Here is a 26035-nt window from a genome sequence, read left to right as displayed (position 1 = left end):
AGAAGCTAAAAACTTTCCTGAAAGTTATTTACTTCCAAAAAAAGAGGTGCAAGGAAAATTCTTCCGTTTAGAGCCTGTTTTTCAAAATCTAAGCTGAAAACAGGGAAGAGGAAGGAATCATTTAGGAAAGATGAGAGTTAAAGGGCTACTCAAAATTTACAGGCAGCGAGATACATGGATGAAAATACATTAGTATCTGAAAACAAATAATTTAGCAGGGCTTGTAAAATAAAAATTAAATATAGAACTTTGCACTCCCGAAAATAGACCCCCTATTACGGGTAGTTAATTTTAATTGTTTAAATAAAAAAGTAGAATGCCTGGAATTATCGGTAAAAAGATCGGAATGACAAGCCTCTTCACTCCTGAAGGGAAGAGCGTGGCCTGTACTTTGATTCAAGCAGGACCATGCGTAGTAACTCAGGTTAAAACGCAAGAAACAGACGGCTATACAGCTGTTCAGCTTGGGTACGGAGAGAAGAAGGTTAAAAGAGTAAGCAAGGCGCTTGCCGGACACTTCGCGAAAGCAAACACTACCGCTAAGAAAAAGTTGGTAGAGTTCAGACTGGAAGACGTAGCTTCTTTCTCACTGGGAGATTCAGTAGATGTAAACCTGTTTGAAGAAGGCGAATTCGTTGATGTAGTTGGCACTTCAAAAGGTAAAGGTTTCCAAGGGGTTGTAAAGCGTTACAACTTTAGTGGTGTTGGTGGCCAGACTCACGGTCAGCACAACAGAGCACGTCACCCTGGTTCAATTGGAGCCTGCTCTTGGCCATCACGGGTATTCAAAGGAATGCGCATGGCTGGTAGAATGGGCGGTGACCGTGTGAAGGTTCAAAACCTGCGCGTGTTACGTATTATGCCAGAGCAAAATTTACTTGTAGTTAGCGGTTCTATCCCGGGCGCTAAAAATTCATTTATTGTAGTTGAGAAATAAGATGGAGCTATCAGTTTTCAATAGTAAAGGCGAAGATACCGGAAGGAAAGTAACCCTTCCTGCGTCTGTGTTTGGGGTTGAGCCTAACGAACACGCCATGTATCTGGATGTTAAGCAATACTTAGCTAACCAACGTCAAGGTACTCACAAATCAAAAGAGCGTGCTGAGGTAGCTGGTTCAACCAAGAAGATCAAACGTCAAAAGGGTACTGGTGGAGCAAGAGCTGGCTCTTTGAAATCACCAGTGTTTGTAGGCGGTGGTCGTGTATTCGGTCCAAAACCTAGAAACTATAGCTTCAAATTAAACAAGAAGTTGAAGTCTTTAGCTAGACTTTCTGCACTTTCTCAATTAGCGAAAGATGAGCGTCTGGTGTTAGTGGATAACATCACCATTGATACTCCAAAAACAAAAACATTTGCAGCAATCCTGCAAGGTCTGAAAGTAGGAGAAAGAAAAACGTTGATCGTTACCAAAGAAGCTGATACCAATGTGGTTCTGTCAAGCAGAAACCTGTCAAAGGTAAAAGTAGCTACTCCTGGTGCTTTGACAACTTATGACTTGTTGAACGCAGACAAAGTAGTTTGTTTAGAGGAATCTCTTTCTGTTTTTGAAGAAATTTACACATCGAAATAATGAGTATCCTGAAAAGACCATTATTGACTGAGAAGCTTACCGCTTTGAACGAAGTAGGTAAATACGCTTTTGAGGTTGATAGAAAAGCAAATAAGATTGAGATCAAGAAAGCGATCCAATCACGTTACGGTGTTACAGTAGAGAAAATCTCTACCATGAGAACCCAAGGAAAATTGAAGTCTCGCAACACCAAGTCTGGTGTTGTAACCGGACGTACCGTATCCTCTAAGAAGGCGATTGTTACTTTGAAAGCAGGGGAAGTAATCGATTTCTATAGCGGTATATAAGCAAATAATAGAATGGCATTAAGAAAACTAAGACCGACAACACCAGGTCAAAGATTTAGAGTAGCGCCTGCCTTCACTGAGATCACGAAGAGCGAGCCTGAGAAATCTTTGTTGGCATCCAAGAAAAAATCTGGTGGACGCAACGATTCAGGAAGAATGACCATGCGCTACACAGGCGGTGGTCACAAACAAAAATTCCGTATCATCGACTTCAAAAGACAGAAGTACGGAGTTCCTGCAACGGTGAAAGCGATTGAGTACGATCCAAACAGAACAGCACGTATTGCCTTGTTGTTCTATGCAGACGGCGAAAAAGCTTATATCATTGCTCCAGCAGGCTTGGCTGTGGATGCGACTGTAGTTTCAGGACCTGGTGTTGCACCAGAAGTTGGTAACGCTTTGCCGTTATCTGACATTCCTCTGGGTACAATCGTTCACAACATAGAGTTAGCTCCAGGCCAAGGAGCGGTACTGGCAAGAAGTGCAGGTTCTTATGCACAGTTGGTAGCCCGTGAAGGCCGTTACGCTACCTTGAAATTACCTTCCGGTGAGATGAGAATGGTACTGGTAAACTGTATGGCTACCGTAGGTACTGTTTCGAACGCTGACCACATGAACGTGAAGCTTGGTAAAGCTGGACGTAGCAGATGGATGGGTATCAGACCAAGAGTAAGAGGTGTTGCCATGAACCCTGTAGATCACCCAATGGGCGGTGGTGAAGGTAAGTCATCTGGAGGTCACCCAAGATCACGTAAAGGTCTTTACGCAAAAGGTCAGAAAACCAGAAACAAAAATAAATTCTCCGAGAACCTGATTGTTAATAGAAGGAAGAAATAAGTAATGGCAAGATCATTAAAAAAAGGGCCTTATATTGACTACAGGCTCGATAGAAAAGTGCAGACAATGGATGAGTCTGGAAAGAAAGCAGTGATCAAAACTTGGTCACGCCGTTCCATGATCTCCCCAGATTTCGTTGGTCATACGTTTGCTGTTCACAACGGGAACAAATTCATTCCGGTGTATGTAACAGAGAACATGGTAGGTCACAAACTAGGCGAATTCGCTCCTACCCGAAACTTCAGAGGCCATATTGCTAAGAAAGATAAAGGTAAAAGATAATGGAAGCGGTAGCTAAATTAAACAATGTACCAAGCTCACCGCGTAAGATGAGATTGGTTGCGAACTTGATCAGAGGTAAAAAAGTTACCCAAGCATTAGGTTTGCTTAAATTTACACCAAATGCCGGCGCTCCTAAACTGGAGAAACTTCTTTTATCTGCTTTATCTAACTGGCAAGCAGCTAACGAAGATGCCCGCATCGAGGATGCTAATCTATATATTAAAGAGATTAGAGTAGATGAAGGAAAGATGCTGAAGCGTCTGCGTCCTGCTCCGCAGGGTCGTGGCCACAGAATCAGAAAGAGATCTAACCACGTGACACTTGTGATTGATTCTAAAGTGGAAGTGGAGACAGTTGAAACATCTACCTCTAACGAAGCCAAATAGTTAAAATGGGACAAAAAGTTAATCCAGTAGGCCTAAGACTAGGTATTGTTAAAGGCTGGGACTCTAATTGGTTCGGAGGAAAGGATTTCGCTGATAAACTGATCGAAGACGAAAAGATCCGTAAATACATCCTTGCCCGTATCCCAAAAGGAGGTATTTCCAAAATCATCATCGAGAGAACTCTTAAAAGAATCACTATCACCATTAACACTGCCCGTCCAGGCGTGGTTATTGGAAAAGGTGGCCAAGAGGTTGATAAAATAAAAGAAGAGCTAAAGAAAATCACCAACAAAGACGTTCAAATCAACATCTTTGAAATTAAGCGCCCTGAGTTGGATGCTAAATTGGTAGGTGAATCAGTAGCTCAGCAATTGCAGGCTCGTATCTCTTTCAGAAGAGCTATGAAACAAGCCATCGCTTCTGCCATCAGAGTTGGTGCTGAAGGTATCAAGATCCAGGTTTCTGGCCGTTTAGGCGGTGCTGAAATGGCCCGTACCGAACACTACAAAGAAGGACGTACTCCTTTGCATACCTTGAGAGCTGATATTGATTATGCTTTATCAGAAGCTCAGACCGTGTACGGTAAATTAGGTATCAAAGTGTGGATCTTCAAAGGAGAAGTATTCGGTAAGCGTGACTTATCTCCTAACGCTGGTCAACAAAGTGGTGGTCAGTCTGCTGGACCTCGCAACGAAAGAAGCGAGAGAGGTGGAAATGATCGCGGCGACCGTAGAGACAACAACCGCAACAAGCGTCCTGGTGATTCAAACCAGAAGCGCGGCGGGGGTGGACCTAACAAGCGCAAGTAGTTGTTCAACTTTTAGGAATTTAAGAAATGTTACAGCCGAAAAGAACTAAATATAGAAAGATGCAAAAGGGCCGGGTAACTGGTCTTGCGCACAGAGGAAGCACAATCTCCTTTGGATCTTTCGCGATCAAATCATTAGAAGCCTCTTGGATCACCGCTCGTCAGATTGAAGCAGCACGTATCGCAATGACTCGTGCCATGAAACGGGAAGGCCAAGTATGGATTCGTATTTTCCCTGACAAGCCTATCACTAAGAAGCCTGCAGAGGTGCGTATGGGTAAGGGTAAAGGATCTCCAGAGTACTGGGTAGCTGTGGTTAAACCAGGTACCATCATGTTTGAATCTGATGGAGTGTCGCTAGAAGTAGCTCAAGAGTCTTTACGACTGGCTGCTCAAAAGCTACCAGTAAGAACTAAATTTGTAGTACGTAGAGATTACGTTGAGAAATAGTCATGAAGCAATCTGAAATCAAAGCTCTTTCACTTAATGAAGTGAAAGAGCAACTTACAACTGAGAGAAACAACTTAGTGAACTTGAAGTTTGCTCATGCTATCTCTCCGCTTGAGAATCCTTCCAGAATTAAGCATACAAGAAAAACCATCGCCAGACTAGAAACGCAACTGCGTTCTCTAGAGCTCAATGGCTAAAATTAAAAACCATGGAGACGAGAAATCTAAGAAAAGAAAAAACTGGACGCGTGGTAAGTAACAAGATGGAGAAATCCATCACTGTTATTGTTGAGAGCAAAGTAAAACACCCTATTTACGGGAAGTTTGTTACCAAGTCCAAGAAGTTCATGGCACATGATGAGAACAACGAGTGCGGTATCGGAGATACTGTACGCATCATGGAAACCAGACCTTTGAGCAAGAACAAGTGCTGGCGCTTAATTGAAATCGTAGAAAGAGCTAAATAAGATGATACAACAAGAATCAAGACTTACTGTTGCTGATAACAGCGGAGCAAAAGAGGTTCTGTGCATCCGGGTACTGGGTGGAACAGGAAAAAAATACGCCTCTGTTGGTGATAAAATTGTTGTTACCGTAAAATCTGCTCTTTCCTCAGGAAACGTAAAAAAGGGAACTGTTCACAAAGCTGTGATTGTTCGCACCAAGAAAGAAGTTCGTCGGAAAGACGGTTCTTACATTCGTTTTGATGATAACGCAGCCGTGTTATTGAACAACAACGATGAGCCACGTGGTACGCGTATCTTTGGGCCAGTTGCCCGTGAGTTACGTGAAAGACAGTTTATGAAAATTGTTTCTTTGGCTCCTGAAGTAATTTAAACACGAGAAAAGAAAACAAGATGTCAAAGCATAAACTTCATGTGAAGAAAGGCGACACTGTTAAAGTGATCGCTGGTGATGATAAAGGCAAAACAGGAACTGTTACGTCTGTGCTTACAGATAAGCAAAAGATTGTAGTAGAAGGTTTGAACCTGGTATCTAAGCACCAAAAGCCAAGTGCTAAAAACCCGAATGGTGGTATTGTGAAATTAGAAGCTCCTATCCATGCCAGCAATGTCATGGTAGTTGAGCCTGCTACTAATGTTGCCACCAGAACCGGTAAGAAGCTGAACAATGATGGTAAGCTTCAACGTTATTCCAAAAAAACTGGAAACTTAATCTAACATGGCAGCTAGACTAAAAGAGAAATATTCAAAAGAGATTGTGCCTGCATTGAAAGAGAAATTTCAATACAAGAGCATAATGCAAGTGCCAAAGATTACCAAAATCAGCATCAACAGAGGTATTGGTAATGCCGTGGCAGATAAGAAACTGGTTGACATTGGAGTAGATGAGTTAACCATCATCGCTGGTCAGAAGGCCGTGCAAACCAAAGCAAAAAACTCTATCTCTAACTTCAAGTTGAGAGAAGGTATGCCAATTGGTGCCCGTGTTACCCTGCGTGGCGAAAAGATGTACGAGTTTCTTGACCGTTTGGTAACCATTGCCCTTCCACGGGTACGTGACTTCAAAGGTATCAGCGACAAAGGTTTTGACGGACGTGGTAACTATACATTAGGGGTTAAAGAGCAGATCATTTTCCCTGAGATCAGCATTGACAAGATCAAGTCTATCGCTGGTATGGATATCACTTTCGTAACTACTGCTTCTACTGATGAAGAAAGCTTGGAGTTATTGAAAGGCTTTGGTTTACCGTTCGCAAATTTAAAGAAATAAGAAAATGGCTAAAGAATCAGCAAAAGCAAGAGAGCTCAAGAGACAAAAGTTAGTTGCTAAATATGCAGCTAAAAGAGCTCAGTTAAAAGCTGCTGGCGATTATGAAGCTCTAGATAAATTGCCAAAAGATGCTTCTCCAGTTCGGTTGCACAACAGATGCAAATTAACCGGACGTCCAAGAGGCTATATGCGTAAGTTTGGCATCTCTCGTGTTACGTTCAGAGAGATGGCTTCTGCCGGCAAGATTCCTGGAGTGACGAAGGCTAGTTGGTAATTATTACTCCTATAACTATTATAGTTAGGAAAACATTAGTATCTTTGCGGCTCCTTAAAAAGAGCGGAATCTAAAATTATAGTCTAATGCATTCAGATCCGATAGCAGATTATTTAACTAGACTACGGAATGCCATTAAGGCAAACCACCGGGTAGTTGAAATTCCGGCTAGCAAAATAAAAAAGGAATTAACCAAAGTTCTTTACGAGAAAGGTTATATTCAGAGTTACAAGTTCGATGATAGTTCAGTTCAGGGTTCAATTAAAATTGCCTTGAAGTATGATCCCGCTACTAAGCAGTCTGCTATCGTGAAACTTGAGAGAGTCAGTAAGCCGGGACTCCGTAAGTATGTGCATCTTGATGAGATGCCACGTGTGTTGAATGGTTATGGCGTTGCCATCCTTTCAACCTCAAAAGGTGTCATCACTGACAAAGAGGCGAAAGGCCTTAATGTAGGTGGTGAAGTGTTGTGTTACGTGTATTAATCCAGAAGAAATGTCGCGGATAGGAAAACTGCCAATCACGCTCCCACAAGGTGTTGAGGTGTTGGTTAACCAGGATAACCTGGTTACAGTGAAAGGGCCTAAAGGTACTCTTTCTTCACAAGTTGATACGGACATTACTGTTGCTATAGAGGAAGGTGTACTTACCGTATCTCGTCCTACTGAGCAAAAGAGACACAAAGCTCTTCATGGTTTATACCGTTCTATCATCAACAACATGATTGTTGGGGTTAGCACAGGGTATAAACTTTCTTTGGAATTGGTTGGTGTGGGTTTCAAAGCCACCACTGTAGGCCAGAACTTAGAGCTTGCGTTAGGATATTCACATAACATTTATGTAGGCTTACCTGCTGAGATTTCTGTAGTTGCAGTTACTGAAAAAGGTAAGGCTCCTGTAATCACCTTAGAAGGTATTGATAAGCAGTTGATTGGTCAGGTAGCTGCCAAAATCCGCTCGTTACGTAAAGTTGAGCCTTACAAAGGCAAAGGTATTCGTTTCGTGGGTGAGGTTGTTAGAAGAAAAGCTGGTAAAACTGCTTCTAAATAAGTAAGAAAATGGCATTCGATAAAGCAAAAAGAAGACTGAGAATTCGTCGCAGCATCCGTAACAAGGTGTCTGGCACAGCTCAGCGTCCCCGTCTGTCTGTCTTCAGAAGCAATAAAGCTATTTATGCGCAACTGATTGATGATGTGAATGGTGTTACATTAGCAAGTTCTTCATCTTCTACTATTGAAGGAGAAGCCACTTCAACAAAAAGTGCTGCTTCTACCTCAGTAGGTCGTGATATAGCAGCTAAAGCCTTGGCAAACGGTATCACCGAAGTTGTTTTTGACAGAGGTGGTTATCTGTACCATGGTCGTGTTAAATCATTAGCAGAAGGGGCTCGTGAAGCGGGTCTAAAATTCTAAGAACATGTCTAAATTAAATATCAGAAGCATCAAAGCAAGCGAGATTGAGCTCAAAGAGCGCGTAGTGGCTATCAACCGTGTTGCTAAAGTTGTTAAAGGTGGTAGAAGATTCAGCTTTTCTGCTATCGTGGTTGTAGGTGACGGAAATGGTGTTGTAGGCTACGGCTTAGGTAAAGCAAATGAGGTAACTGATGCAATTGCAAAGGGAATCGACGATGCTAAGAAAAACCTGGTTCGTGTTCCTCTGTTCAAGCACACTGTACCGCATCCAATGGAAGGTAAATTCTCCGGTGGATTTGTGTTGATCAAACCTGCTGCAGCTGGTACCGGCGTTATTGCTGGTGGTGCGATGCGTGCAGTATTTGACAGTGCTGGCATTAGAGACGTACTTGCTAAATCAAAAGGTTCTTCTAACCCGCACAACGTGGTGAAAGCTACTTTTGATGCATTGTCTAAAATGCGCGATCCATTGGTAGTTGCTCAGCAACGTGGAATCAGTTTACAACGTGTATTCAACGGGTAATTATGGCAAGTGTAGAAATCACCCAGATCAAAAGTATTATTGACCGTCCCGAAAGACAAAAGCAAACCATGAAGGCGCTGGGTCTTGGCAAAATCAATAAGACTGTAACGAAAGAGTTGACCCCTCAGATTGCAGGTATGGTTAACCGTGTGCAACATTTAGTATCGATTAAGGAGGTCTAAAATGAATTTAAGTAATTTAAAACCTGCTGAAGGTTCTGTTAAGAACCGGAAGAGAATTGGTCGTGGTACCGGTTCTGGTAGAGGAGGAACCTCCACCCGTGGACATAAAGGAGCTAAATCTCGCTCAGGATATTCATCCAAAGCAGGTTTTGAAGGTGGTCAGATGCCATTGGTACGTCGTGTGCCCAAATTTGGTTTCAAAAACATTAACCGGGTTGAGTATACTGCTGTAAACCTTGATGTGCTTCAGAACTTAGCTTCTAAAACCGGATCTTCTGTTATCGACTTCGCTGTATTTCGTGAAAACGGATTAGCATCTAAGAACGATAATATTAAAGTTCTTGGAAGAGGCGAATTGACTACCGCTGTTGAGATCCACGCACATGCGTTTTCTCAAACTGCAGTAGAGGCTATTGAAAAAGCAGGCGGTAAGGTTGTGACTCTGTAAACAGATGAAGAAGCTGATTACTACGATTAAGAATATTTTTGCGATTGAAGATTTGCGAGTTAGAATCCTAAATACTTTAGGATTCATCGCAATTTTCAGATTAGGTTCCTATGTTGTACTTCCTGGAATTGATCCCAATCAACTGAAAGGTAGTTCTCAAGGAATCTTAGGCTTATTAGATGCCTTTTTAGGTGGGGCATTTAGCAATGCTTCCATCTTTGCATTGGGTATCATGCCTTATATCTCTGCTTCCATCGTTTTACAGCTTCTAACCATTGCGGTTCCCTATTTCCAGAAATTGCAAAAAGAAGGTGAATCTGGCCGTAAGAAGATAAATCAATACACAAGGGTGTTGACTATTGTAATTACCCTTGCACAGTCTGTTGGTTTCCTTGCCACTATTAACGCAGATGCTATTGACCCTTCAGTTGCTGGCCCTCTGTTTACAATTTCTTCCATGATTATCCTTACTGCTGGAACTATGTTCTGTATGTGGTTAGGTGAAAAAATCACTGATAAAGGTATTGGTAACGGTATTTCTATGCTGATCATGATTGGTATAGTTTCCCGTCTCCCTGGTGCTCTGGTAGGTGAGGCTCTTGCCCTTGGCTTAGGACGCGCCTTAATCTTCATCTTTGAATTAATTGTTCTTTTCTTTGTGGTAATGGGTGTAGTAATGCTTACCCAAGCTATCAGAAGAATTCCTGTTCAATATGCCAAACAAGTAGGCGGAAGTGCTTCCTTGCAAGCTGGCCAGAGACAATTTATTCCTTTGAAGGTGAATGCAGCCGGTGTAATGCCAATCATCTTTGCTCAATCTTTGATGTTCCTGCCTGGTATGATCGCCTCTTTCTGGAGAAACGATAGTGACATCGCCAATGAAATTGGGAATGTATTCTCGGATTATACTTCCTGGCAGTATAACTTATCTTTCGCTGTTTTAATCATTATCTTTACTTTCTTCTATACCGCTATCAGTGTGAATCCTAACCAGATCTCTGATGACTTGAAGAGAAGTGGAGGTTTTGTTCCTGGCGTAAAACCTGGTCTAGCTACTTCTGAATACATTGATGAAGTTCTTACCAGAATTACCTTACCTGGCGCTCTCTTTCTTGCTATCATTGCTATTCTTCCATCCATTGCAATGCTTTTTGGTATCACCAGGGAGTTTGCTGCATTCTTTGGAGGAACATCACTGATCATCTTAGTGGGCGTTGTTTTAGACACATTGAACCAAATTGAGAGCTATTTGTTAATGCGTCATTATGATGGCATGATGAAATCTGGTAAACTCAGAGGACGTTCAAAAAACATAGCGGTTGCTTCCTAAGGAATGATTGTATATAAGACCGAAGAAGAAATCGAGCTTATTAAACAAAGTGCTAACATCCTCAGTCAAGTGCATGGCATTGTTGCCAAGCATGTAACTGAGGGTGTTACTACCTTAAAATTAGATTCTGTCGCTGAAGAATTTATCAGAGACAATGGAGGTTCTCCTTCTTTTAAAGGGTATAATGGATTTAAGCACAGCTTATGCATTAGCTTAAATTCAGCAGTAGTACATGGTATACCTAGTCAGTATGCTCTGCAATCAGGAGATATTGTATCTATTGATTGTGGAGTTTTTTTTCAGGGTTTCCACAGTGACAGCGCCTATACCCATGCCGTAGGAGAAGTTGCCCCAGAAGTTACTGCTTTACTGCAGCGGACCAAAGAGTCTTTATACAAAGGAATTGAGTTTGCTGTAGTTGGTTCCCGAATTGGGGATGTTGGCCATGCTATCCAAACCCATGTAGAGCAATATGGCTACGGGGTGGTTCGGGAGTTGGTTGGACATGGATTAGGCCGTGATTTACATGAAAGTCCAGAGGTTCCTAATTATGGGAAAAGAGGGCAGGGAATGAAATTACAAGAAGGCCTTGTTCTAGCTATTGAGCCTATGGTCAATCTTGGCTCAAGACATGTGGTTCAGGAAAACGATGGTTGGACTATCCGGACTCGTGATAAAAAACCATCTGCCCATTTTGAACACACAGTGGTGGTGAGAAAAGGCAAAGCAGAGATTTTAACTACTTTTGATTACATAGATAAAGCACTGAACTAATACATGGCTAAACAGTCTTCCATCGAACAAGACGGTACCATCATTGAGGCACTATCCAATGCAATGTTTCGGGTAGAATTAGAAAATGGCCATCAAGTTATTGCTCACATTTCTGGAAAGATGCGGATGCACTACATCAAGATTCTTCCCGGTGATAGAGTAAAATTGGAAATGTCTCCTTACGACCTTAGTAAAGGCAGAATAGTTTACAGATACAAATAAACAGATGAAAGTTAAAGCGTCAGTTAAGAAGCGCAGTGAAGACTGCAAAGTGATCAGACGTAAAGGGAAGCTTTACGTGATCAACAAGAAGAATCCACGTTATAAACAAAGACAAGGTTAATTTAAAAACATGGCTAGAATAGCAGGAGTTGATATTCCAGATAACAAAAGAGGCGAAATCGCTTTGACGTACATTTTCGGCATCGGTCGTAAACTGTCACAGTCTATTTTGGTGAAGGCTGGGGTGGATCTTGACAAGAAAGTGAAGGATTGGACGGAGGAAGAAGCGGGAGAAATCCGTAACGTTATTTCTACTGAGCACAAAGTTGAAGGTGTTCTTCGTTCTGAGGTACAGTTGCACATCAAACGTTTGATGGACATCGGTTCTTATCGCGGTCTGCGTCACAGAAAAGGTTTGCCAGTTAGAGGTCAGAGAACCAAAAACAACTCAAGAACCAGAAAAGGTAAGCGTAAGACAGTTGCAAACAAGAAGAAGGCATCTAAATAATTAAACGACAATGGCTCAGAAAAGAAAAGATAAAGCCAAGAAGCGCGTGGTTGTGGTGGAGCCTGTTGGTCAGGTACACATCAAAGCTTCTTTCAACAATATTATTATCTCTGTTACCAACAACAATGGCCAGGTGATCTCCTGGGCCTCCGCTGGTAAAATGGGATTCAAAGGGTCTAAGAAAAATACTCCTTATGCTGCCCAAATGGCTGCTGCCGATTGCGGTAAAGTAGCTTATGAAGCTGGAATGAGAAAGGCTGAAGTTTTTGTAAAAGGCCCTGGTGCAGGACGTGAGTCTGCTATCCGGACAATGCAAAACGTTGGTATTGAAGTGACCTCTATTAAAGATGTTACTCCACTTCCTCACAACGGATGTCGCCCTCCAAAGCGCAGAAGAGTTTAAGGATATTATTTAGTATTAGAAATGGCAAGATACACAGGCCCTAAGAGTAAAATCTCTAGAAGATACAACGAACCAATTTTTGGACCAAGCAAAGCTTTAGCTAAAAAAGCGTACGGTCCAGGCCAGCACGGCCGTGGTCGTAGAAAGAAACAATCTGAGTACGCTATCCAGTTAATGGAGAAGCAGAAAGCCAAATACATCTATGGTGTATTGGAGAAACAGTTTGAGAACTTGTTTGACAAAGCTGCCCGTAAAACAGGTATTACCGGTGAAAACTTACTTGCTCTTTTAGAGGCAAGATTAGACAACACTGTTTACCGTTTGGGTATTGCTCCAACAAGACGTGGTGCCAGACAATTGGTAAACCATAACCACATCCAGGTAAATGGACATGTGGTGAACATCGCTTCTTACACCCTGCGTCCAGGTGATGTGGTAAGTGTACGCGAGAAATCAAAATCATTAGAAGCTATTACGCACAGCCTTGCTGGCCGTAATGCTCGCGCTTTCACCTGGTTGGAGTGGGATGGTGGTCAAATGGCCGGTAAGTTCATCTCTAATCCACAGCGTGATCAGATCCCTGAGAAAATTCAGGAGCAGCTGATTGTCGAGCTTTACTCTAAGTAATACCTTCTAAGTAAGTATCAACCTTAAACCAGCAATCATGTCAATATTAGCCTTTCAAATGCCAGAGAAAGTCGTGATGGAGAAATCCGATGACTTTAATGGGCAATTTGAATTTAAGCCGCTAGAAAAGGGCTATGGTGTTACCATTGGGAATGCGCTGAGAAGAATTCTTCTCTCCTCATTGGAGGGATATGCCATCTCTAGCATCCGTGTTCCTAGTGTGCTCCATGAGTTCTCTACCATTGAAGGTGTGGTTGAAGATGTCTCTGAGATTATCCTGAACCTGAAAATGGTTCGGTTCAAGAAAATTGGTGACTTGGTTGATGATAAAATCACCGTTAGCATCAGCAAGCAAGATACCTTCACTGCCGGTGACATCAATAAATTCTCTGGTTCTTTCCAGGTGTTGAATCCTGATTTAGTGATTTGCCACCTTGATCCTGAGTCTTCTTTCGAAATTGAATTAACTATTCAAAAAGGAAGAGGCTACGTTCCAGCAGAAGAAAACAGACCTGCCGATCAGGTTTTCGGTCAGATCGCAATTGATGCCATCTTCACGCCTGTAAAAAATGTGAAGTACAGCGTGGAGAACACTCGCGTTGAGCAGAAGACTGACTACGAGCGTCTCTTGCTTGAGATCACTACCGATGGTTCTATCCACCCGGAAGATGCTTTGAAAGGTGCTGCCAATATTTTGATTCAGCACTTCATGCTTTTCTCTGACAATACCATGACTTTTGAGACTGTGAAACCTGAAGAGGAAGAAGCAGTAGACGAAGAAATGCTGCACATGAGAAAAGTTCTGAAGACTCCTTTGCATGACATGGACCTTTCTGTTCGGGCGTACAACTGCTTGAAAGCAGCTGACATCAGAACTTTAGGAGACTTAGTGCAATTGGATCTCTCTGACATGATGAAGTTCCGGAACTTCGGTAAGAAGTCTTTGACTGAACTAGAGAACCTTGTATCCGATAAAGGTCTTACCTTTGGAATGGATATCGCCAAGTACAAATTAGAAGAAGATTAGTAATCCTACGGCATAATTCCCGATCCCACGAAGGTTGATCGACGGTATGCACGTGCACAATTAATAAAATGAGACACGGTAAAAAAAACAATCACTTAGGTAGGACTGCTGCCCATCGCTCAGCTATGCTTTCAAACATGGCGGCTTCTCTTATTCTTCACAAGCGTATGGTAACTACCGTTGCCAAAGCGAAAGCTCTTCGTAAGTATGCTGAGCCTTTGTTGACCAAAGGGAAAAACGACACGACTCACTCTCGTCGTACCGTTTTCTCTTATCTGCAGAGCAAAGAGGCTGTAAAAGAGTTGTTCGACAACGTAGCTGGCAAAATTGCGAATCGTCCAGGTGGATACACACGTATCTTGAAAACTGGGAATCGTTTAGGTGACAACGCCGATATGTGTATCATTGAACTTGTTGATTACAACGAGGACATGCTGACCACTACCGGTACTGCCGCTGCTGCTAAACCAAAAACAAGACGTCGTTCTTCAGGCAAGAAAAGCACCGATGCTCAGGGTTCTACTGATGCTTCTGCTTCTACTACTGAAGAGGCTACAGGAGCTGCTCCAGCTGAAACTCCAGCCGCAGAATAACAAGTATGCAATAATTAATGAAAAGGGATACGAGATTACTCGTATCCCTTTTTTATTTTTGCCACATATCTATAATAAATGAAGCTTCATACAACAACTGACGCAGTATTAGTGCTGGAAGACGGCACTGTTTTCCGGGGTAAGAGCCTTGGGAGAATTGGAACTACCGGCGGAGAGGTCTGTTTTAACACAGGCATGACGGGGTATCAGGAGATCTTTACTGATCCTTCCTACTATGGACAGATTGTCATCACCACCGTTTCTCACGTAGGCAACTACGGGGTTCAGCCAGAAGAAGTAGAGTCTGGCAACGTTCAGATTAAAGGGTTGGTGTGTAAGGAGTTTTCGCATCATTTTTCCAGAAAGACCGCTGAAGGATCTTTGCAGGAGTACTTTGAGAAAGCCGGTATTGTGGGAATCTGTGAAATTGATACCCGTGAGTTGGTGCGTTACGTGCGTGATAAAGGAGTGATGAACGCTATCATTTCTTCAGAAATTACGGATATTGATTTGCTGAAAAGCCAGCTTCTGGAAGTGCCTTCTATGGCAGGTTTGGAGCTCTCTTCCAAAGTAACCACTCCAACTCAGTATGATTTGCCAGTAGAAGGTTTCCGCTTCAAAGTAGCTGTACTGGACCTGGGGGTGAAACGCAACATCCTGAATAATCTTACTATAAGAGGATGTGAGTGCCGGGTGTTCCCTTATGGTACTACCTTTGAGGAAATGGAAGAATGGGGACCAGACGGATACTTCATCTCCAATGGCCCTGGTGACCCAGCGGTGACCAACGAAGCCGTGAAAAGCGTGGAGCAGATCCTGGCCATTGAAAAACCGATGTTTGGCATCTGTATGGGGCACCAGATTCTGGCTCAGGCCAATGGCATTCCTACCTACAAGATGCACAATGGCCACCGTGGCTTAAACCATCCTGTTAAAAACCTTATTACCGGTAAAAGCGAGATTACCTCGCAGAACCACGGGTTTGCGGTAGATGCAGAAGCGGTGAAGAATCACCCTAATGTGGAGGTCACCCACATCAACCTGAACGATAATACCGTTGAAGGCATCAGGATAAAGAACAAACCGGCTTTCTCTGTGCAGTATCACCCAGAGTCTTCTCCGGGACCGCATGACTCAGAGTATCTATTCGACCTGTTCGTGGAGATGCTGGAAAAAGAAAAGAATTCTTAAATCAAACTAGAACTATATGAGCTTAATTGAAGACATCAAAGCCCGCCAGATCTTTGACTCCCGCGGTAACCCTACCGTTGAGGTAGATGTGATCACCTCTAATGGTATTGTTGGCCGTGCGGCCGTTCCGTCCGGAGCCTCTACCGGTAAACACGAAGCCGTTGAGTTGCGTGACGATGACAAGAGCATGTTCATGGGCAAAGGTGTACTGCAAGCGGTACAGAACGTGAACACCATCATCGCTGATGAATTGGTTGGGTTCAATGTATTCGAGCAGAGCTTGCTTGATAAGATCATGATTGAGATTGATGGCACACCTAACAAAGCTAAGTTAGGCGCAAACGCTATCTTGGGAGTTTCTTTGGCTGCTGCTAAAGCTGCTGCCAAAGAAGCTGGTCAATCTCTGTACCGCTACGTAGGTGGGGTAAACGCCAACACGTTGCCCGTACCTATGATGAACATCTTGAACGGCGGTAGCCACGCTGACAACTCCATTGACTTCCAGGAGTTCATGGTGATGCCAGTGGGTGCTTCTTCTTTCTCTGAGGCGCTGCGTTGGGGTACTGAGGTGTTCCATCACCTGAAAAACGTACTGAAGAAAAAAGGCATGTCTACCAACGTAGGCGACGAAGGTGGATTCGCTCCTAACATCGGGTCAAACCAGGAAGCCATTGAAGTAGTATTACAGGCTATTGAAGCCGCTGGGTACCGCCCAGGCGAGGACTTCATGATTGCCATGGATGCTGCTGCTTCTGAGTTCTACGATGCCTCTACCGGCCACTACCACTTCAAGAAATCTACCGGCGACAAACTGACCTCTTCTGAGATGGTGAGCTACTGGACAGATTGGTCAAAGAGATATCCGATCATCTCCATTGAAGATGGTATGGACGAAGACGACTGGACTGGCTGGAAAGCATTGACCGACTCTATCGGTGGAACGACCCAGTTAGTAGGGGATGACTTGTTCGTAACCAACGTAACCCGTCTGCAGCAAGGCATTGACCAGAAGACAGCGAACGCTATCCTGATCAAGGTAAACCAGATTGGAACGTTGACTGAGACCATTGATGCAATCAACTTAGGCCGCAGAAACGGCTATAAGAGCATCATGAGCCACCGTTCAGGCGAGACCGAAGACAACACCATCGCTGACTTAGCGGTAGCCTTGAACACCGGCCAAATCAAAACCGGTTCGGCTTCCCGCTCAGACCGGATGGCTAAGTACAACCAGTTACTTCGTATTGAGGAAGAACTAGGCGAGGTAGCTTACTTCCCAGGCCGGAACATGTAATCTACACCGCGATTCTTTCGGCAGCTTTTAGTTTTGAACCTCTTTTGTAGAAAACAGGACAAAAACAGAATTTGCAGAATTGATTCGCGTTTGGTGCAGATACCTTCTGGATTCTTTGTAAATTCATGGCGGCAAGTGGAAACTTGCCGCCATTTTTTGTTTAGACTATGTTAGCACGCGTACCAAAGTTTTTCCGGAACTTCTATTTTCTGACCGGCATTGCCTTTCTGGCCTGGATGTTCTTCTTTGACTCCAATGATTTTGTAACCCAGTTCCAGACCAGCCGCAAGTTGGCCATCCTGGAAGAGGAGCGCGATTATTACCTGGAGAAGATTGCCGAAGTGCAGAAAGACCGCAAGGAGTTGATGAGTAACCCCGCACTTCTGGAGAAGTTCGCCCGTGAGAAATACCTCATGAAGAAACCTACCGAAGACCTTTACCTCATCGTTGAAAAGGACGAAGAAGAGAAATAGGGTTTAGATACTCAAAAAAGCAGAACGCGCAGCTCTCTCAAAGGCTGCGCGTTCTGCTTTCTAGTTCGCCCACAAGATCTTTCCAAGATGACAAAAAGATGTTTTGAGGCCGTTTTCCGGAAAGTATGCCTAAAAACGTGAGAAGCCTTTCTTCCATATACCTGTGACAAATCAATCAACCATTCACGCTTCACTTGCAGATAAAGAAAGAGAGCGCCTTTCTAAGTAAGACGCTCTCTTATCAAATGGTTTGAAGCTGTTTTCTTTAAAACAGCCCTAAAAAGTTATTCTATCTTTTTGCCGGTCATGGCTTTCTTGATGGAGATCTGCATGACCCGCTCGGCAAAAGGGCTGGTTTGTTCTTCCAGAACATCTACTGCTTTCAGGATGGTGTCCTTATCACCAGTAGACAACACGTCTTTCAGGTTCTGCACATTCTGCTGAGTGAGGCCAATTTCATCTTGCGTCAGGTGCTCGCCGTTTTTCTGCACGAAGCGCTCAACCTGGTAAATCATCTGCTCGGCGGTGGTGCGGGCTTCAATTACCATGCGGGTGGATACGTCTTCTCGGGCGTGGGTAATGGAATCCATCAGCATTTGCTCTACCTGTTCATCGGTGAGGCCATACTGGGGTTTCACTTCTACTTCCTGCCGAACGCCGGAGCGCAGTTCAATGGCTTCCACCTTCAGGATGCCGTCAGCGTTCAGGATGAAGTTTACATCTACCTTCGGGAAACCAGCCGGCATAGCGGGAATTCCTTTCAAGTCAAACTCGGCTAGTTTCCTGTTCTCTTTCACCACATCGCGCTCGCCTTGATATACCGATATCTTCATGTTCACCTGTCCGTCTACCGAAGTAGTGTACTGCCGACCGGCCTTAGTTGGGATTTTAGAGTTGCGTGGGATGATGGAGTCCATCAGACCACCCATGGTTTCAATACCCAGCGTGAGCGGCGTCACGTCCAGCAACAGGATGTCTTTACGGTTACCGGCCAGGACATCGGCCTGAATAGCGGCACCCAGAGCTACTACTTCATCGGGGTTCAGGGAGTTGTTGGCGGGCTTCCCGAAGAAATCAGAAACGGTCTGGTATACCAACGGAACGCGGGTAGAACCGCCCACCATGATCACGGTGTCAATCTGCTCTGGCTGCAGGCCAGCGTCTTTCAGAGCCATTTGGCAGGATGCCATGGTGCGGTCTACGATGGGCGTGATAAGCTGCTCAAACGTAGGACGGTCTAAGGTGAGTTCTATGCCACTTAACTGAGTAGAGAAGGAATCCTGGCTGCTGAGCATTTTTTTGGCTTCCTCGGCCTGTAAACGCACGGCTTGGGCCATGTTTGTGTCTTTGGCTATTGCCTCGGCAAATTGAGGTTTCTGTTTAAACCAATACTGGACAATGGCGCGGTCCAGGTCGTCGCCGCCCAAGTAAGTGTCACCGTTCGTGGAAAGCACCTCAAAGATGCCTTGGTGGATGCGCAGGATGGAGATATCAAAGGTTCCGCCGCCCAGATCATACACGGCAATGGTGCGTTCCTCGGTTTGGTCCAACCCGATGCCATAGGCCAAAGAAGCCGCTGTAGGCTCGTTCACGATCCGCAGCACTTCTAGTCCGGCTAGTTTACCGGCATCGCGGGTTGCCTGACGCTGTGAGTCGTTAAAGTAGGCGGGAACGGTGATGACAGCGCGGTTTACCGGAGTTTTCAAGGCATGCTCAGCACGGGCGCGGAGTTCTTTCAGTATTTCGGCACTCAGTTCAATAGGGGAGTAGAACTTATCCTGCACCCTAATCTTCACCAGCCCCTCAGAGTTATCGTCAATGATCTTGTAGCCGAAGAAGTCTTTGTGCTCGCCCAGGTCCTGGTACGATTTACCCAAAAGCCGCTTTACCGAGTAAATGGTGTTGGCAGGATCGGTGATCAGGAAGTCTTTCGCGGCATCGCCTACTACAACCTCGCCGGTCTGAGGGAAATGCACCACAGAAGGGACAATGGTACCAAAGCCTTGGTCATTGATGGCGATGGGAACATGGTCCTCGGGGTGCATGTAGGCTACCAAGCTGTTGGTAGTTCCCAGGTCAATGCCCACAATCACCTCTTCCTTCTGGATGGAAGCGGTGGTAAGATTTATTGCTATTTTAGCCATGAGTCAATGTTAATGCAGCGCTTTGGGCGCACTTCCGCAAAAGTACGAAGAAATAGCCTCTTACAAGGGTACGGTTTCCTGCGGGATAGGTGGCGAAAGAAGAAGGTGATTCACTTTTTAAGCCTGTTTTCTTGAAAATAGGCCTAAAACCAAAAAAGCCCTCTCCATGGGAGAGGGCTTTTTTGGTATGGTCTTTACACCGCATCAGACAAACTGCTGAAGGTAAAGTCCCTAATTTTGAGCGGCGGAAGCAGGTAGTTGTTGCTGGACTCGCCGCTCACCACCCGTTCGGTTTTGCCAAGGGCCTCCAAGTTATTGAGCATGATGATGGGGCTCTCGTTGAATCGGAAGTTCTTGACGGCGTGCTTGATTTTGCCGTTCTCAATGTAGAAGGTCCCGTCGCGGGTGAGGCCGGTGAGCAAAAGCGTCTGTGGGTCCACTGACCGGATGTACCATAAGCGAGTCACCAGAATGCCTTTGGTGGTGCCCTTGATCAGGTCTTCCAGGCTTTGGGTGCCGCCCTGCATAATGGCCGAGTTTGGAAACGGAACCGGCGTGGTTTTTTTCTGCTGAGCCCAGTACCGTGACACCGGCATCTGTTTCACCACGCCTTTGTCTATCCAGGTGACTTTGTTCAGGGCCTGTCCGTCCTGCGCCCAGGGCGAGGTAGGCAGCTCGGGGTGCGCCGGGTCTGAGTAGATGGTCACGCGCTCGTCCACCAGTTTCTGGCCCAGTTTATTACCGCCTCCGGGCTTGCTCAGGAAACTGCGGCCTTCGTCGGCGGAGCGGGCATCCATGTTGAAGAAAAGGTTTTCCAGCATTACGGCTACGGCCGCCGGTTCCAGAATCACGGTGTACTTGCCGGGTTCCAGCGCTTTGGCGTTCATGGAGCCGGTGGCCTTGCTCACCGCAATAGCCGACGCCGTGGCCGTGTTCAGTTTGTTTACGTCATTGTAGCCCCTGGAAACGTAGCCAGAGCCGGTGCCGTCTGGGGTGCGCACGGTAAGCGAAAAGTCCACGCCAGTATCGGTGTTGTAGGCAAACAGACCCTTGCTGTTCATCATGGACTGGAAACCTACGCTGTCTTGCAGATACCCGGCCGCGGTCAGGTTTTTGCTTTTGGCCGCCGATATGCTCTGCGATACCATGGTAGCCCGTTGGTCTGGGGTAATAGCTGCCGTGGCGGCCACGTAGGGGGTGGTGGTGATGTATTTCTGCGGCTCCAGCACGCCCATATACTCGGGGTTCTCCGGGGCCAGTTTGGCCAATTCTTCTGAGCGGCGAACCACCTTCTCCAACGAGGCATCGTCAAACTCATTGATGGTGGCGGTGCCCACTTTCTTCCCGAAGGAGGATTGCACGACTAGGGAGGTGGTGTGGGACTCGCCGGCGGTTGAGACAGAGTTTCGGGCATACCGCACATTCCCGGTTTTGTTGCCATTTAGGTTCGCCTCGCATTCGTCTGCCTTGCTCAGGGCCATTACTTTCCTTAATACAGCTTGCGCCTGTTCTTTGCTATATATTGCCATTGGTAGATACGTCTGAAGTTGATTGAAACTACTTTTTAGTTCTGAGTCCTGAGTTCTGAGTCCTAAGTGGGGAAATTTGACTCAAGACTATGGACTTAGAACTCAGGACTGATCAATACTGGTAGAAAAATCGCTAGATTTTTCTACCAGTATTGATCACGTTCACGCCGTTGAAGCGGGTAGTGGCGGAACCGTGCGAAACGGCGCTCACTTGCGTAGGCTGGCCTTTCCCGTCGAAGAAGGAGCCGCCCAAGCGGTAATCGCTTTCGTCGCAGATAGCCGTGCAGGAGTTCCAGAATTCCTGGGTGTTGCTCTGGTAGGCCACATCTTTGAGCGGACCCACGATTTTACCGTCCTTGATCTCGTAGAAAAGCTGCCCCCCAAACTGGAAGTTGTAGCGCTGCTGATCAATGGAAAAAGAACCGTCACCTATGATGTAGATGCCTTTCTCCACATCCTTAATCATGTCATCTACGCTCTGTTTCTGCTTGCCCGCCGCCAGTGACACGTTAGGCATGCGCTGGAACTGCACCGAACTCCAGTTGTCGGCGTAGCAGCAGCCATGTGATTCTTTTTCCCCGAGGATGTGCGCCTGGTCGCGGGTGGCCTGGTAGTTCACCAGAATACCGTCTTTCACCAGGTCCCAGCGTTTGGTTTTCACGCCTTCATCGTCGTAGCCCACGGCACCCAGGGAGCCCGGCTGCACCTTGTCGGCAAACAGATTCACCAGCGGACTGCCGTATTTGAAGTTTTTGGATTTCCATTTGTCCAGCGTGGCGAAACTGGTACCCGCAAAGTTGGCCTCGTAACCCAGCACCCGGTCCAGTTCCAGCGGGTGGCCCACGCTTTCATGGATGGTAAGCCACAGGTGCGAAGGATCCAGCACCAGATCATATTTACCCGCCAGCACCGACTTGGCCGTTAGTTTTTCCTTGGCCTGTTTGGCGGCAGCCGTGGCGTCTTCCACCATGTCATAGTACTTGCCGTAGCGGGTGGTTACGCCCTTGTACTTGCCTTCCGGACGGGCGCTCAAGTACTCAAAGCCCATGCCCGCCGGCGAACTCAAGGACTGACGTGTCTCAAACTTGCCCGTTTTCTGGTCAATGGCCGTGACGTTGAGCACCGGCCAGATGCGGTGCACGTCCTGGTCAATGTAAGATCCGTCTGATGAGGCGAAGTATTTCTGCTCGTTTACCAGAAACAAGGCCGAATTCACGTAATTGGCTCCGTTCTGCATGGCCGCAGCGTTGGCTCCCAGCAGAATATCCACCTTCTCTTTTAAGGGTACCTCAAAGGCATTGCGCTCAATAGGGGCTTTCCAACTTACCTCACCAAAGCCCTGCTGCGGAGCCAGCACTACGGGTTCGCTCTGCAGTTTGGAATTCGCCTTGGCGATGGCAACCGCCAGCTCGGCGGCTTTGGCGGCCCCGGCAGGCGTAACTTCATCGGCAGCCGAGAAGCCCCAAGTGCCGTTCACCAGCACCCGCACCCCAATCCCGAAGGACTCTGTGTTGACGGTGTTCTGCACCTTGTCTTCCCGCGTGATGAGGTACTGGTTGAGGTAGCGGCCAATCCGGACATCGGTATAGGTAGCGCCTTTAGATTTGGCGGCATTGAGGGCGGCATCGGCAATCTGTTTCTGGAGCGTGACCTCCATGGGCGTAAGCATCGCTTCGGGGGCAATATCATTGCCCCATAGCGGAACCGGCATCATCAGGGCCCCAAGCCCCAAACCGGATAGTTGAAGGAAATCGCGTCGTTTCAAAGTGCAAAAGGTTAAGGGTTAGTCTATTAAATGTAATGATTTTGGCGGCATCTGCAAGCAGATAGTATCGGTTATTTTCTATATACCAGTTGTTCGGTTTGCCGCTTAAGAAGAAGGGTTTGAAGCGATGTTCAGAATGGAATTTCACCTTGGAAAAATCACGCATTCCGTCCCCCTTTGAAGGGAGTAGGGGGATGATTTCTCGTGCAGATCAAGGGGGTATCATTTTGTAGGGGGCAATCTCTTGTGGTTGCATTTGTTCTTAACCGAAGCTTATGGTTCTTCAAACGGGCTTGTCATCCCCCTTCCCCTTCAAAGGGGGACGGAATGCGTGATGATAAATAAAAAATCCCACCTCGGTTGGAGGTGGGATTTGGGCCTGTTTTCAGGAAAACGGGGGTAAAACGCTATTCGCAGCCAATCATGTCCAATGAACCGATAGGGGCGCCGGGCGGAAGGTCTTTGTGCATTTGAGGTTTGGCTTCGGTGGGTTTTTTCAGGCGGTCTAAAGCAAGCAGCGCATTGGCTTTCACGGCACCGTCAGAAGATTTGGCGAGCTTTTGGGCTTGTTTCTCTAACTGGGTCAGGTGCAGCAGGGCTGTGGCTCGGGCAGGGTAAGCGGCATTTTCATCCTGTGAGAGAGCCATCAAATGGGTGAGGACCAGTTGTTGGGTGAGCAACTGCACCTGGCCGTTAAGCCCCGAGGCTGGTTTGCTGCCCCAGGTTTGTTCCAAGACCTGGTCCAGTACTTCGGCCAGACCCAGTTTGCTCCCGCGGGCTTTCAACTCCACCAAACGGGCAGCCCGCTCAGGGTGGAACAGGAACGATAGCGTGAAATCAGCCGATGCTTCGGCGGCGGAAAGCGGGTCAAAGGTGAGGCCGGTGCGTTTGTCAAACAACTCCCGCGTGGGCGACCAACCTGCCGGCCGGGGCGGAATAGCTGCGATGATCTTTTCTGGCAGGGCCAGTATGTTGGGTTGCAGGGTGGCGAGTAAGGCATCCAGGGCTTTCTGTTGCTCTGCTTCCGGCACGAACTCGGTCACGGTTTGTCCGTCGCCGCGGGAGGCGTAGGTGTAGTTCAGGCCGCCCACAACTTTGGCGGCAGCCTCAACCTGGTAACGGTGGTAATTGTAAATGGGCACCAGCACGTCTTCCAGCATGGCCATGGGCACGCCCGGTTTAATGTTATTCACCCCGAACCGCTCCAGTGCTTTCTTTCTGATGGCCAAAACCTGGGTAAGTTCATCGGCGGCGCTTGGTCCGTTGTCCCAGAGGTGCGCCTGCGGGTGGGCTCCGCCGGGTGCCCGGGCATCACGGTCCGAGATGAATTGTAGTCCTTTCTGGTGCCCGGCCCGCAGCAATTGGTCCAGGGCTTGGGGTTCATTGGTGCCATTAGGAAAATCCTGGTAGCCGTAGGTTACAGCCAATTTGTCCCAATCGCCAATACCTACGGAGTAGGCATCAGACAAATCTATTTCTCCGTTGGAGGTCAGTTTCACGGTAGGGTGGGGGTAGTCCATCACCGAGGCGCGGTTGCTCACGCTGGCGGCGTAGTTGTGCATGATGCCCAAGGTGTGCCCCAGTTCGTGTGCCGATAACTGCCGTAAGCGGGACAGGGCCATCTTCATCATCTCAGGGTTGGCAGGTTTTCCTTCTTCATAGGGCGCCAGCAACCCCTCGGCAATCAGGAAATCCTGACGCACGCGCAGAGATCCCAAGCTTACGTGCCCTTTGATGATCTCGCCGGTTCTGGGATCTGTGACGGTGGCTCCATATGACCAACCCCGGGTGCTGCGGTGTACCCATTGGATTACGTTGTAGCGCACGTCCATGGGATCAGCCTCTACAGGCAGAATCTCCACTTTGAAGGCGTCTTTGTAGCCAGCCGCCTCAAACGCCTGCGCCCACCAGCGGGCCCCTTCCAGCAAAGCAGTTCTGATGGGCTCCGGCGCCGCATGGTCAACGTAGTAAACAATCGGCTCTACGGCTTCCGATGTGGCTGCTGCCGGGTTCTTTTTCTGTAGTCGGTGCCGGGCAATAAAGCGCTTGACGATGGGCTGATCTACGGGGGTGCTGAAATCCATGTACTCAATTCCGAAGTACCCGCTTCTGGGGTCCATAGCCCGCGGGGTGAAGCCTTTGTCTGGCAGTTGCACAAAAGAATGGTGTTGCCGCAACGTAATGGCCTGAGCCGATGGAGTCACGCTACGAACGAACCCACCGGCATCTTCGCCGCCCACAAAGGTAAGGGTGGCCTCAAACTCAGAGTTCTGCGGAAAGTTCTTGGTGCGGGGTAGGTACATCACCGAACGGTTGGCATCCAGACGGTACGAGCCCTGGCGGCTTCGGCGGATGCTTCCCACCACGTCATGGGCATCACGGAGCAGGAACTCGGTGGCGTCTACCAGCACCCTGTCTCCCTCAGAGGCTTCCACCTTAAACCCCCACAACGCCGACTGCGCGAAAGACTGAGCCACGGCCTGCTCCTCGGCGGGATTGCCGTTCAAGGCGCGGTAGGCTTGGTTGGGCTCAATCAAAAGCACTTTAGGACCTACTTTATGGAAATACACCACATGCTCGCCGCCCAACTGCCCCCGATCCAGCCCGATGTCATTGGAGCCAAGCCCAGCGGCCAGGGAATTCACATACAGAAACTGCTGGTCCAGGTTGTTTATCTCCAGCAAGATTCGGCCGGTGGCTTCGTCCCAGTAAAACGGAAAATAACCGCTGAACTTCTGCATGCCCGCGGTTTTACCGGCTATGCCTGCTGGTTTGTTTTGGGCCCAGATTTGGGTAATTGCCAGAAAAGTGAAGAGAAAGGAGAGTAGCGTTTTGCGCATGGTTTTGATAAAGTAAGCCTGAAACGGAATGAGTTGGATAAGGTAGGGAATTCAGAACATAGCGGCAAACCTATGTTCGCCTAAATTGGCCGCTGCTCTGAAAGAGGACAGAAAATCGAAAT

General features: G+C 46.8%; 36 protein-coding genes. 32 read left to right on the top strand and 4 right to left on the bottom strand.

Annotated features, from left to right (window positions below):
- Window positions 1-316: 316 nt before the first annotated feature.
- From rplC to EFB08_RS14750, 32 genes are all read left to right on the top strand, one after another.
- Window positions 317-937, top strand: coding sequence for a 50S ribosomal protein L3 (gene rplC / locus EFB08_RS14905; RefSeq protein WP_123127730.1), 621 nt, complete (start codon window positions 317-319; stop codon window positions 935-937).
- A 1-nt stretch (window position 938) separates the two neighbouring features.
- On the top strand, window positions 939-1571 hold the full coding sequence (rplD, locus tag EFB08_RS14900) for a 50S ribosomal protein L4 (RefSeq protein WP_123127729.1): 633 nt from the start codon (window positions 939-941) through the stop codon (window positions 1569-1571).
- Entirely contained in the window at window positions 1571-1858 is a 288-nt protein-coding gene (gene rplW / locus EFB08_RS14895; RefSeq protein WP_123127728.1) for a 50S ribosomal protein L23, read from the top strand. The genes rplD and rplW overlap by 1 nt, the downstream gene beginning before the upstream one ends.
- A 12-nt stretch (window positions 1859-1870) precedes the next feature.
- Window positions 1871-2695, top strand: a complete 825-nt coding sequence (gene rplB / locus EFB08_RS14890; RefSeq protein WP_123127727.1) for a 50S ribosomal protein L2 — start codon at window positions 1871-1873, stop codon at window positions 2693-2695.
- Between the two features lie 3 nt (window positions 2696-2698).
- Complete coding sequence (gene rpsS, locus EFB08_RS14885) at window positions 2699-2977, top strand: 30S ribosomal protein S19 (protein WP_048919303.1); 279 nt, start codon at window positions 2699-2701, stop codon at window positions 2975-2977.
- Window positions 2977-3363, top strand: a complete 387-nt coding sequence (gene rplV / locus EFB08_RS14880) for a 50S ribosomal protein L22 (protein ID WP_123127726.1) — start codon at window positions 2977-2979, stop codon at window positions 3361-3363. Before rpsS ends, rplV begins: the two co-directional genes overlap by 1 nt.
- Before the next feature lie 5 nt (window positions 3364-3368).
- Complete coding sequence (rpsC, locus tag EFB08_RS14875; RefSeq protein WP_123127725.1) at window positions 3369-4172, top strand: 30S ribosomal protein S3; 804 nt, start codon at window positions 3369-3371, stop codon at window positions 4170-4172.
- A 26-nt stretch (window positions 4173-4198) separates the two neighbouring features.
- The gene (gene rplP / locus EFB08_RS14870) at window positions 4199-4621 is read left to right on the top strand and encodes a 50S ribosomal protein L16 (RefSeq protein ID WP_062543985.1); all 423 of its coding nucleotides are present in this window, start codon (window positions 4199-4201) and stop codon (window positions 4619-4621) included.
- Between the two features lie 2 nt (window positions 4622-4623).
- Window positions 4624-4818, top strand: coding sequence for a 50S ribosomal protein L29 (gene rpmC / locus EFB08_RS14865; RefSeq protein ID WP_123127724.1), 195 nt, complete (start codon window positions 4624-4626; stop codon window positions 4816-4818).
- Between the two features lie 11 nt (window positions 4819-4829).
- Window positions 4830-5087: a 30S ribosomal protein S17 gene (gene rpsQ, locus EFB08_RS14860; protein ID WP_123127723.1), complete on the top strand. Its 258-nt coding sequence runs from the start codon at window positions 4830-4832 to the stop codon at window positions 5085-5087.
- A 1-nt stretch (window position 5088) separates the two neighbouring features.
- Window positions 5089-5457 carry a 50S ribosomal protein L14 gene (rplN, locus tag EFB08_RS14855; RefSeq protein ID WP_123127722.1) on the top strand — a complete coding sequence of 123 codons (369 nt, stop codon included), beginning with the start codon at window positions 5089-5091 and terminating at the stop codon, window positions 5455-5457.
- A gap of 20 nt (window positions 5458-5477) precedes the next feature.
- On the top strand, window positions 5478-5801 hold the full coding sequence (gene rplX / locus EFB08_RS14850) for a 50S ribosomal protein L24 (RefSeq protein ID WP_123127721.1): 324 nt from the start codon (window positions 5478-5480) through the stop codon (window positions 5799-5801).
- A gap of 1 nt (window position 5802) precedes the next feature.
- Window positions 5803-6354 (top strand): 50S ribosomal protein L5, encoded by a 552-nt coding sequence (gene rplE, locus EFB08_RS14845; RefSeq protein WP_123127720.1) that lies wholly within the window; start codon window positions 5803-5805, stop codon window positions 6352-6354.
- Between the two features lie 4 nt (window positions 6355-6358).
- Window positions 6359-6628: a 30S ribosomal protein S14 gene (rpsN, locus tag EFB08_RS14840; RefSeq protein WP_048919312.1), complete on the top strand. Its 270-nt coding sequence runs from the start codon at window positions 6359-6361 to the stop codon at window positions 6626-6628.
- Between the two features lie 86 nt (window positions 6629-6714).
- Window positions 6715-7113, top strand: coding sequence for a 30S ribosomal protein S8 (gene rpsH, locus EFB08_RS14835; protein ID WP_123127719.1), 399 nt, complete (start codon window positions 6715-6717; stop codon window positions 7111-7113).
- Between the two features lie 10 nt (window positions 7114-7123).
- Window positions 7124-7678 (top strand): 50S ribosomal protein L6, encoded by a 555-nt coding sequence (rplF, locus tag EFB08_RS14830; RefSeq protein WP_123127718.1) that lies wholly within the window; start codon window positions 7124-7126, stop codon window positions 7676-7678.
- A gap of 8 nt (window positions 7679-7686) precedes the next feature.
- Entirely contained in the window at window positions 7687-8040 is a 354-nt protein-coding gene (gene rplR, locus EFB08_RS14825; protein WP_123127717.1) for a 50S ribosomal protein L18, read from the top strand.
- A gap of 4 nt (window positions 8041-8044) precedes the next feature.
- Window positions 8045-8563, top strand: coding sequence for a 30S ribosomal protein S5 (gene rpsE / locus EFB08_RS14820; RefSeq protein ID WP_123127716.1), 519 nt, complete (start codon window positions 8045-8047; stop codon window positions 8561-8563).
- Window positions 8564-8565: 2 nt separating this feature from the next.
- Window positions 8566-8745 (top strand): 50S ribosomal protein L30, encoded by a 180-nt coding sequence (rpmD, locus tag EFB08_RS14815; RefSeq protein WP_123127715.1) that lies wholly within the window; start codon window positions 8566-8568, stop codon window positions 8743-8745.
- Window position 8746: 1 nt separating this feature from the next.
- The gene (gene rplO / locus EFB08_RS14810; RefSeq protein WP_123127714.1) at window positions 8747-9193 is read left to right on the top strand and encodes a 50S ribosomal protein L15; all 447 of its coding nucleotides are present in this window, start codon (window positions 8747-8749) and stop codon (window positions 9191-9193) included.
- A 4-nt stretch (window positions 9194-9197) separates the two neighbouring features.
- Window positions 9198-10523 (top strand): preprotein translocase subunit SecY, encoded by a 1326-nt coding sequence (gene secY / locus EFB08_RS14805; protein ID WP_123127713.1) that lies wholly within the window; start codon window positions 9198-9200, stop codon window positions 10521-10523.
- Between the two features lie 3 nt (window positions 10524-10526).
- A complete protein-coding gene (gene map, locus EFB08_RS14800) occupies window positions 10527-11297 on the top strand; it encodes a type I methionyl aminopeptidase (protein WP_123127712.1) in 771 nt (256 codons plus the stop codon).
- Window positions 11298-11300: 3 nt separating this feature from the next.
- Complete coding sequence (infA, locus tag EFB08_RS14795) at window positions 11301-11519, top strand: translation initiation factor IF-1 (RefSeq protein ID WP_048919321.1); 219 nt, start codon at window positions 11301-11303, stop codon at window positions 11517-11519.
- A gap of 4 nt (window positions 11520-11523) precedes the next feature.
- The gene (gene ykgO / locus EFB08_RS14790) at window positions 11524-11640 is read left to right on the top strand and encodes a type B 50S ribosomal protein L36 (RefSeq protein WP_071885446.1); all 117 of its coding nucleotides are present in this window, start codon (window positions 11524-11526) and stop codon (window positions 11638-11640) included.
- 9 nt (window positions 11641-11649) lie between these two features.
- Window positions 11650-12027 carry a 30S ribosomal protein S13 gene (rpsM, locus tag EFB08_RS14785; RefSeq protein WP_123127711.1) on the top strand — a complete coding sequence of 126 codons (378 nt, stop codon included), beginning with the start codon at window positions 11650-11652 and terminating at the stop codon, window positions 12025-12027.
- Between the two features lie 10 nt (window positions 12028-12037).
- The gene (gene rpsK, locus EFB08_RS14780; RefSeq protein WP_123127710.1) at window positions 12038-12430 is read left to right on the top strand and encodes a 30S ribosomal protein S11; all 393 of its coding nucleotides are present in this window, start codon (window positions 12038-12040) and stop codon (window positions 12428-12430) included.
- Window positions 12431-12451: 21 nt separating this feature from the next.
- Window positions 12452-13057: a 30S ribosomal protein S4 gene (gene rpsD / locus EFB08_RS14775; protein WP_123127709.1), complete on the top strand. Its 606-nt coding sequence runs from the start codon at window positions 12452-12454 to the stop codon at window positions 13055-13057.
- A gap of 37 nt (window positions 13058-13094) precedes the next feature.
- Complete coding sequence (locus EFB08_RS14770; RefSeq protein WP_123127708.1) at window positions 13095-14084, top strand: DNA-directed RNA polymerase subunit alpha; 990 nt, start codon at window positions 13095-13097, stop codon at window positions 14082-14084.
- A 68-nt stretch (window positions 14085-14152) separates the two neighbouring features.
- The gene (gene rplQ / locus EFB08_RS14765; RefSeq protein WP_123127707.1) at window positions 14153-14677 is read left to right on the top strand and encodes a 50S ribosomal protein L17; all 525 of its coding nucleotides are present in this window, start codon (window positions 14153-14155) and stop codon (window positions 14675-14677) included.
- Between the two features lie 78 nt (window positions 14678-14755).
- Window positions 14756-15868, top strand: a complete 1113-nt coding sequence (carA, locus tag EFB08_RS14760) for a glutamine-hydrolyzing carbamoyl-phosphate synthase small subunit (RefSeq protein WP_123127706.1) — start codon at window positions 14756-14758, stop codon at window positions 15866-15868.
- Window positions 15869-15884: 16 nt separating this feature from the next.
- A complete protein-coding gene (eno, locus tag EFB08_RS14755; RefSeq protein WP_123127705.1) occupies window positions 15885-17162 on the top strand; it encodes a phosphopyruvate hydratase in 1278 nt (425 codons plus the stop codon).
- Between the two features lie 167 nt (window positions 17163-17329).
- Window positions 17330-17635, top strand: a complete 306-nt coding sequence (locus EFB08_RS14750; RefSeq protein ID WP_123127704.1) for an FtsB family cell division protein — start codon at window positions 17330-17332, stop codon at window positions 17633-17635.
- 284 nt (window positions 17636-17919) lie between these two features.
- Here the strand turns inward: EFB08_RS14750 and dnaK are convergent, their stop codons facing one another.
- From dnaK to EFB08_RS14725, 4 genes are all read right to left on the bottom strand, one after another.
- The gene (gene dnaK / locus EFB08_RS14745; protein ID WP_123127703.1) at window positions 17920-19779 is read right to left on the bottom strand and encodes a molecular chaperone DnaK; all 1860 of its coding nucleotides are present in this window, start codon (window positions 19777-19779) and stop codon (window positions 17920-17922) included.
- Window positions 19780-19973: 194 nt separating this feature from the next.
- Window positions 19974-21308 carry a TldD/PmbA family protein gene (locus EFB08_RS14735; RefSeq protein WP_123127701.1) on the bottom strand — a complete coding sequence of 445 codons (1335 nt, stop codon included), beginning with the start codon at window positions 21306-21308 and terminating at the stop codon, window positions 19974-19976.
- 133 nt (window positions 21309-21441) lie between these two features.
- Complete coding sequence (locus tag EFB08_RS14730; protein WP_123127700.1) at window positions 21442-23073, bottom strand: TldD/PmbA family protein; 1632 nt, start codon at window positions 23071-23073, stop codon at window positions 21442-21444.
- Between the two features lie 407 nt (window positions 23074-23480).
- Window positions 23481-25913 (bottom strand): zinc-dependent metalloprotease, encoded by a 2433-nt coding sequence (locus EFB08_RS14725; RefSeq protein WP_165864913.1) that lies wholly within the window; start codon window positions 25911-25913, stop codon window positions 23481-23483.
- Window positions 25914-26035: the final 122 nt, after the last annotated feature.

It is taken from the genome of Rufibacter latericius (assembly GCF_003721515.1).
GTDB lineage: Bacteria > Bacteroidota > Bacteroidia > Cytophagales > Hymenobacteraceae > Nibribacter > Nibribacter latericius.
Note: the sequence above shows the minus strand (reverse complement) of the source record. Positions and strands in the feature narration are given on the sequence as shown.

Bases quoted from the DNA above. Each gene is read 5' to 3' on its own strand.
- rpsD (WP_123127709.1), top strand. From the start codon at position 12,452: ATGGCAAGATACACAGGCCCTAAGAGTAAAATCTCTAGAAGATACAAC.
- rplB (WP_123127727.1), top strand. From the start codon at position 1,871: ATGGCATTAAGAAAACTAAGACCGACAACACCAGGTCAAAGATTTAGA.
- rpmC (WP_123127724.1), top strand. From the start codon at position 4,624: ATGAAGCAATCTGAAATCAAAGCTCTTTCACTTAATGAAGTGAAAGAG.
- rplW (WP_123127728.1), top strand. From the start codon at position 1,571: ATGAGTATCCTGAAAAGACCATTATTGACTGAGAAGCTTACCGCTTTG.
- carA (WP_123127706.1), top strand. From the start codon at position 14,756: ATGAAGCTTCATACAACAACTGACGCAGTATTAGTGCTGGAAGACGGC.
- EFB08_RS14735 (WP_123127701.1), bottom strand. From the start codon at position 21,308: ATGGCAATATATAGCAAAGAACAGGCGCAAGCTGTATTAAGGAAAGTA.
- infA (WP_048919321.1), top strand. From the start codon at position 11,301: ATGGCTAAACAGTCTTCCATCGAACAAGACGGTACCATCATTGAGGCA.
- rplN (WP_123127722.1), top strand. From the start codon at position 5,089: ATGATACAACAAGAATCAAGACTTACTGTTGCTGATAACAGCGGAGCA.
- rplD (WP_123127729.1), top strand. From the start codon at position 939: ATGGAGCTATCAGTTTTCAATAGTAAAGGCGAAGATACCGGAAGGAAA.
- map (WP_123127712.1), top strand. From the start codon at position 10,527: ATGATTGTATATAAGACCGAAGAAGAAATCGAGCTTATTAAACAAAGT.
- EFB08_RS14770 (WP_123127708.1), top strand. From the start codon at position 13,095: ATGTCAATATTAGCCTTTCAAATGCCAGAGAAAGTCGTGATGGAGAAA.
- rplC (WP_123127730.1), top strand. From the start codon at position 317: ATGCCTGGAATTATCGGTAAAAAGATCGGAATGACAAGCCTCTTCACT.
- rplR (WP_123127717.1), top strand. From the start codon at position 7,687: ATGGCATTCGATAAAGCAAAAAGAAGACTGAGAATTCGTCGCAGCATC.
- rplO (WP_123127714.1), top strand. From the start codon at position 8,747: ATGAATTTAAGTAATTTAAAACCTGCTGAAGGTTCTGTTAAGAACCGG.
- rplV (WP_123127726.1), top strand. From the start codon at position 2,977: ATGGAAGCGGTAGCTAAATTAAACAATGTACCAAGCTCACCGCGTAAG.
- EFB08_RS14725 (WP_165864913.1), bottom strand. From the start codon at position 25,913: ATGCGCAAAACGCTACTCTCCTTTCTCTTCACTTTTCTGGCAATTACC.
- rpsQ (WP_123127723.1), top strand. From the start codon at position 4,830: ATGGAGACGAGAAATCTAAGAAAAGAAAAAACTGGACGCGTGGTAAGT.
- rpsM (WP_123127711.1), top strand. From the start codon at position 11,650: ATGGCTAGAATAGCAGGAGTTGATATTCCAGATAACAAAAGAGGCGAA.
- rplP (WP_062543985.1), top strand. From the start codon at position 4,199: ATGTTACAGCCGAAAAGAACTAAATATAGAAAGATGCAAAAGGGCCGG.
- rpsC (WP_123127725.1), top strand. From the start codon at position 3,369: ATGGGACAAAAAGTTAATCCAGTAGGCCTAAGACTAGGTATTGTTAAA.
- rpsS (WP_048919303.1), top strand. From the start codon at position 2,699: ATGGCAAGATCATTAAAAAAAGGGCCTTATATTGACTACAGGCTCGAT.
- eno (WP_123127705.1), top strand. From the start codon at position 15,885: ATGAGCTTAATTGAAGACATCAAAGCCCGCCAGATCTTTGACTCCCGC.
- ykgO (WP_071885446.1), top strand. From the start codon at position 11,524: ATGAAAGTTAAAGCGTCAGTTAAGAAGCGCAGTGAAGACTGCAAAGTG.
- rpsK (WP_123127710.1), top strand. From the start codon at position 12,038: ATGGCTCAGAAAAGAAAAGATAAAGCCAAGAAGCGCGTGGTTGTGGTG.
- dnaK (WP_123127703.1), bottom strand. From the start codon at position 19,779: ATGGCTAAAATAGCAATAAATCTTACCACCGCTTCCATCCAGAAGGAA.
- EFB08_RS14750 (WP_123127704.1), top strand. From the start codon at position 17,330: ATGTTAGCACGCGTACCAAAGTTTTTCCGGAACTTCTATTTTCTGACC.
- rpsE (WP_123127716.1), top strand. From the start codon at position 8,045: ATGTCTAAATTAAATATCAGAAGCATCAAAGCAAGCGAGATTGAGCTC.
- rpsH (WP_123127719.1), top strand. From the start codon at position 6,715: ATGCATTCAGATCCGATAGCAGATTATTTAACTAGACTACGGAATGCC.
- secY (WP_123127713.1), top strand. From the start codon at position 9,198: ATGAAGAAGCTGATTACTACGATTAAGAATATTTTTGCGATTGAAGAT.
- rplE (WP_123127720.1), top strand. From the start codon at position 5,803: ATGGCAGCTAGACTAAAAGAGAAATATTCAAAAGAGATTGTGCCTGCA.
- rpsN (WP_048919312.1), top strand. From the start codon at position 6,359: ATGGCTAAAGAATCAGCAAAAGCAAGAGAGCTCAAGAGACAAAAGTTA.
- rplF (WP_123127718.1), top strand. From the start codon at position 7,124: ATGTCGCGGATAGGAAAACTGCCAATCACGCTCCCACAAGGTGTTGAG.
- rpmD (WP_123127715.1), top strand. From the start codon at position 8,566: ATGGCAAGTGTAGAAATCACCCAGATCAAAAGTATTATTGACCGTCCC.
- rplQ (WP_123127707.1), top strand. From the start codon at position 14,153: ATGAGACACGGTAAAAAAAACAATCACTTAGGTAGGACTGCTGCCCAT.
- rplX (WP_123127721.1), top strand. From the start codon at position 5,478: ATGTCAAAGCATAAACTTCATGTGAAGAAAGGCGACACTGTTAAAGTG.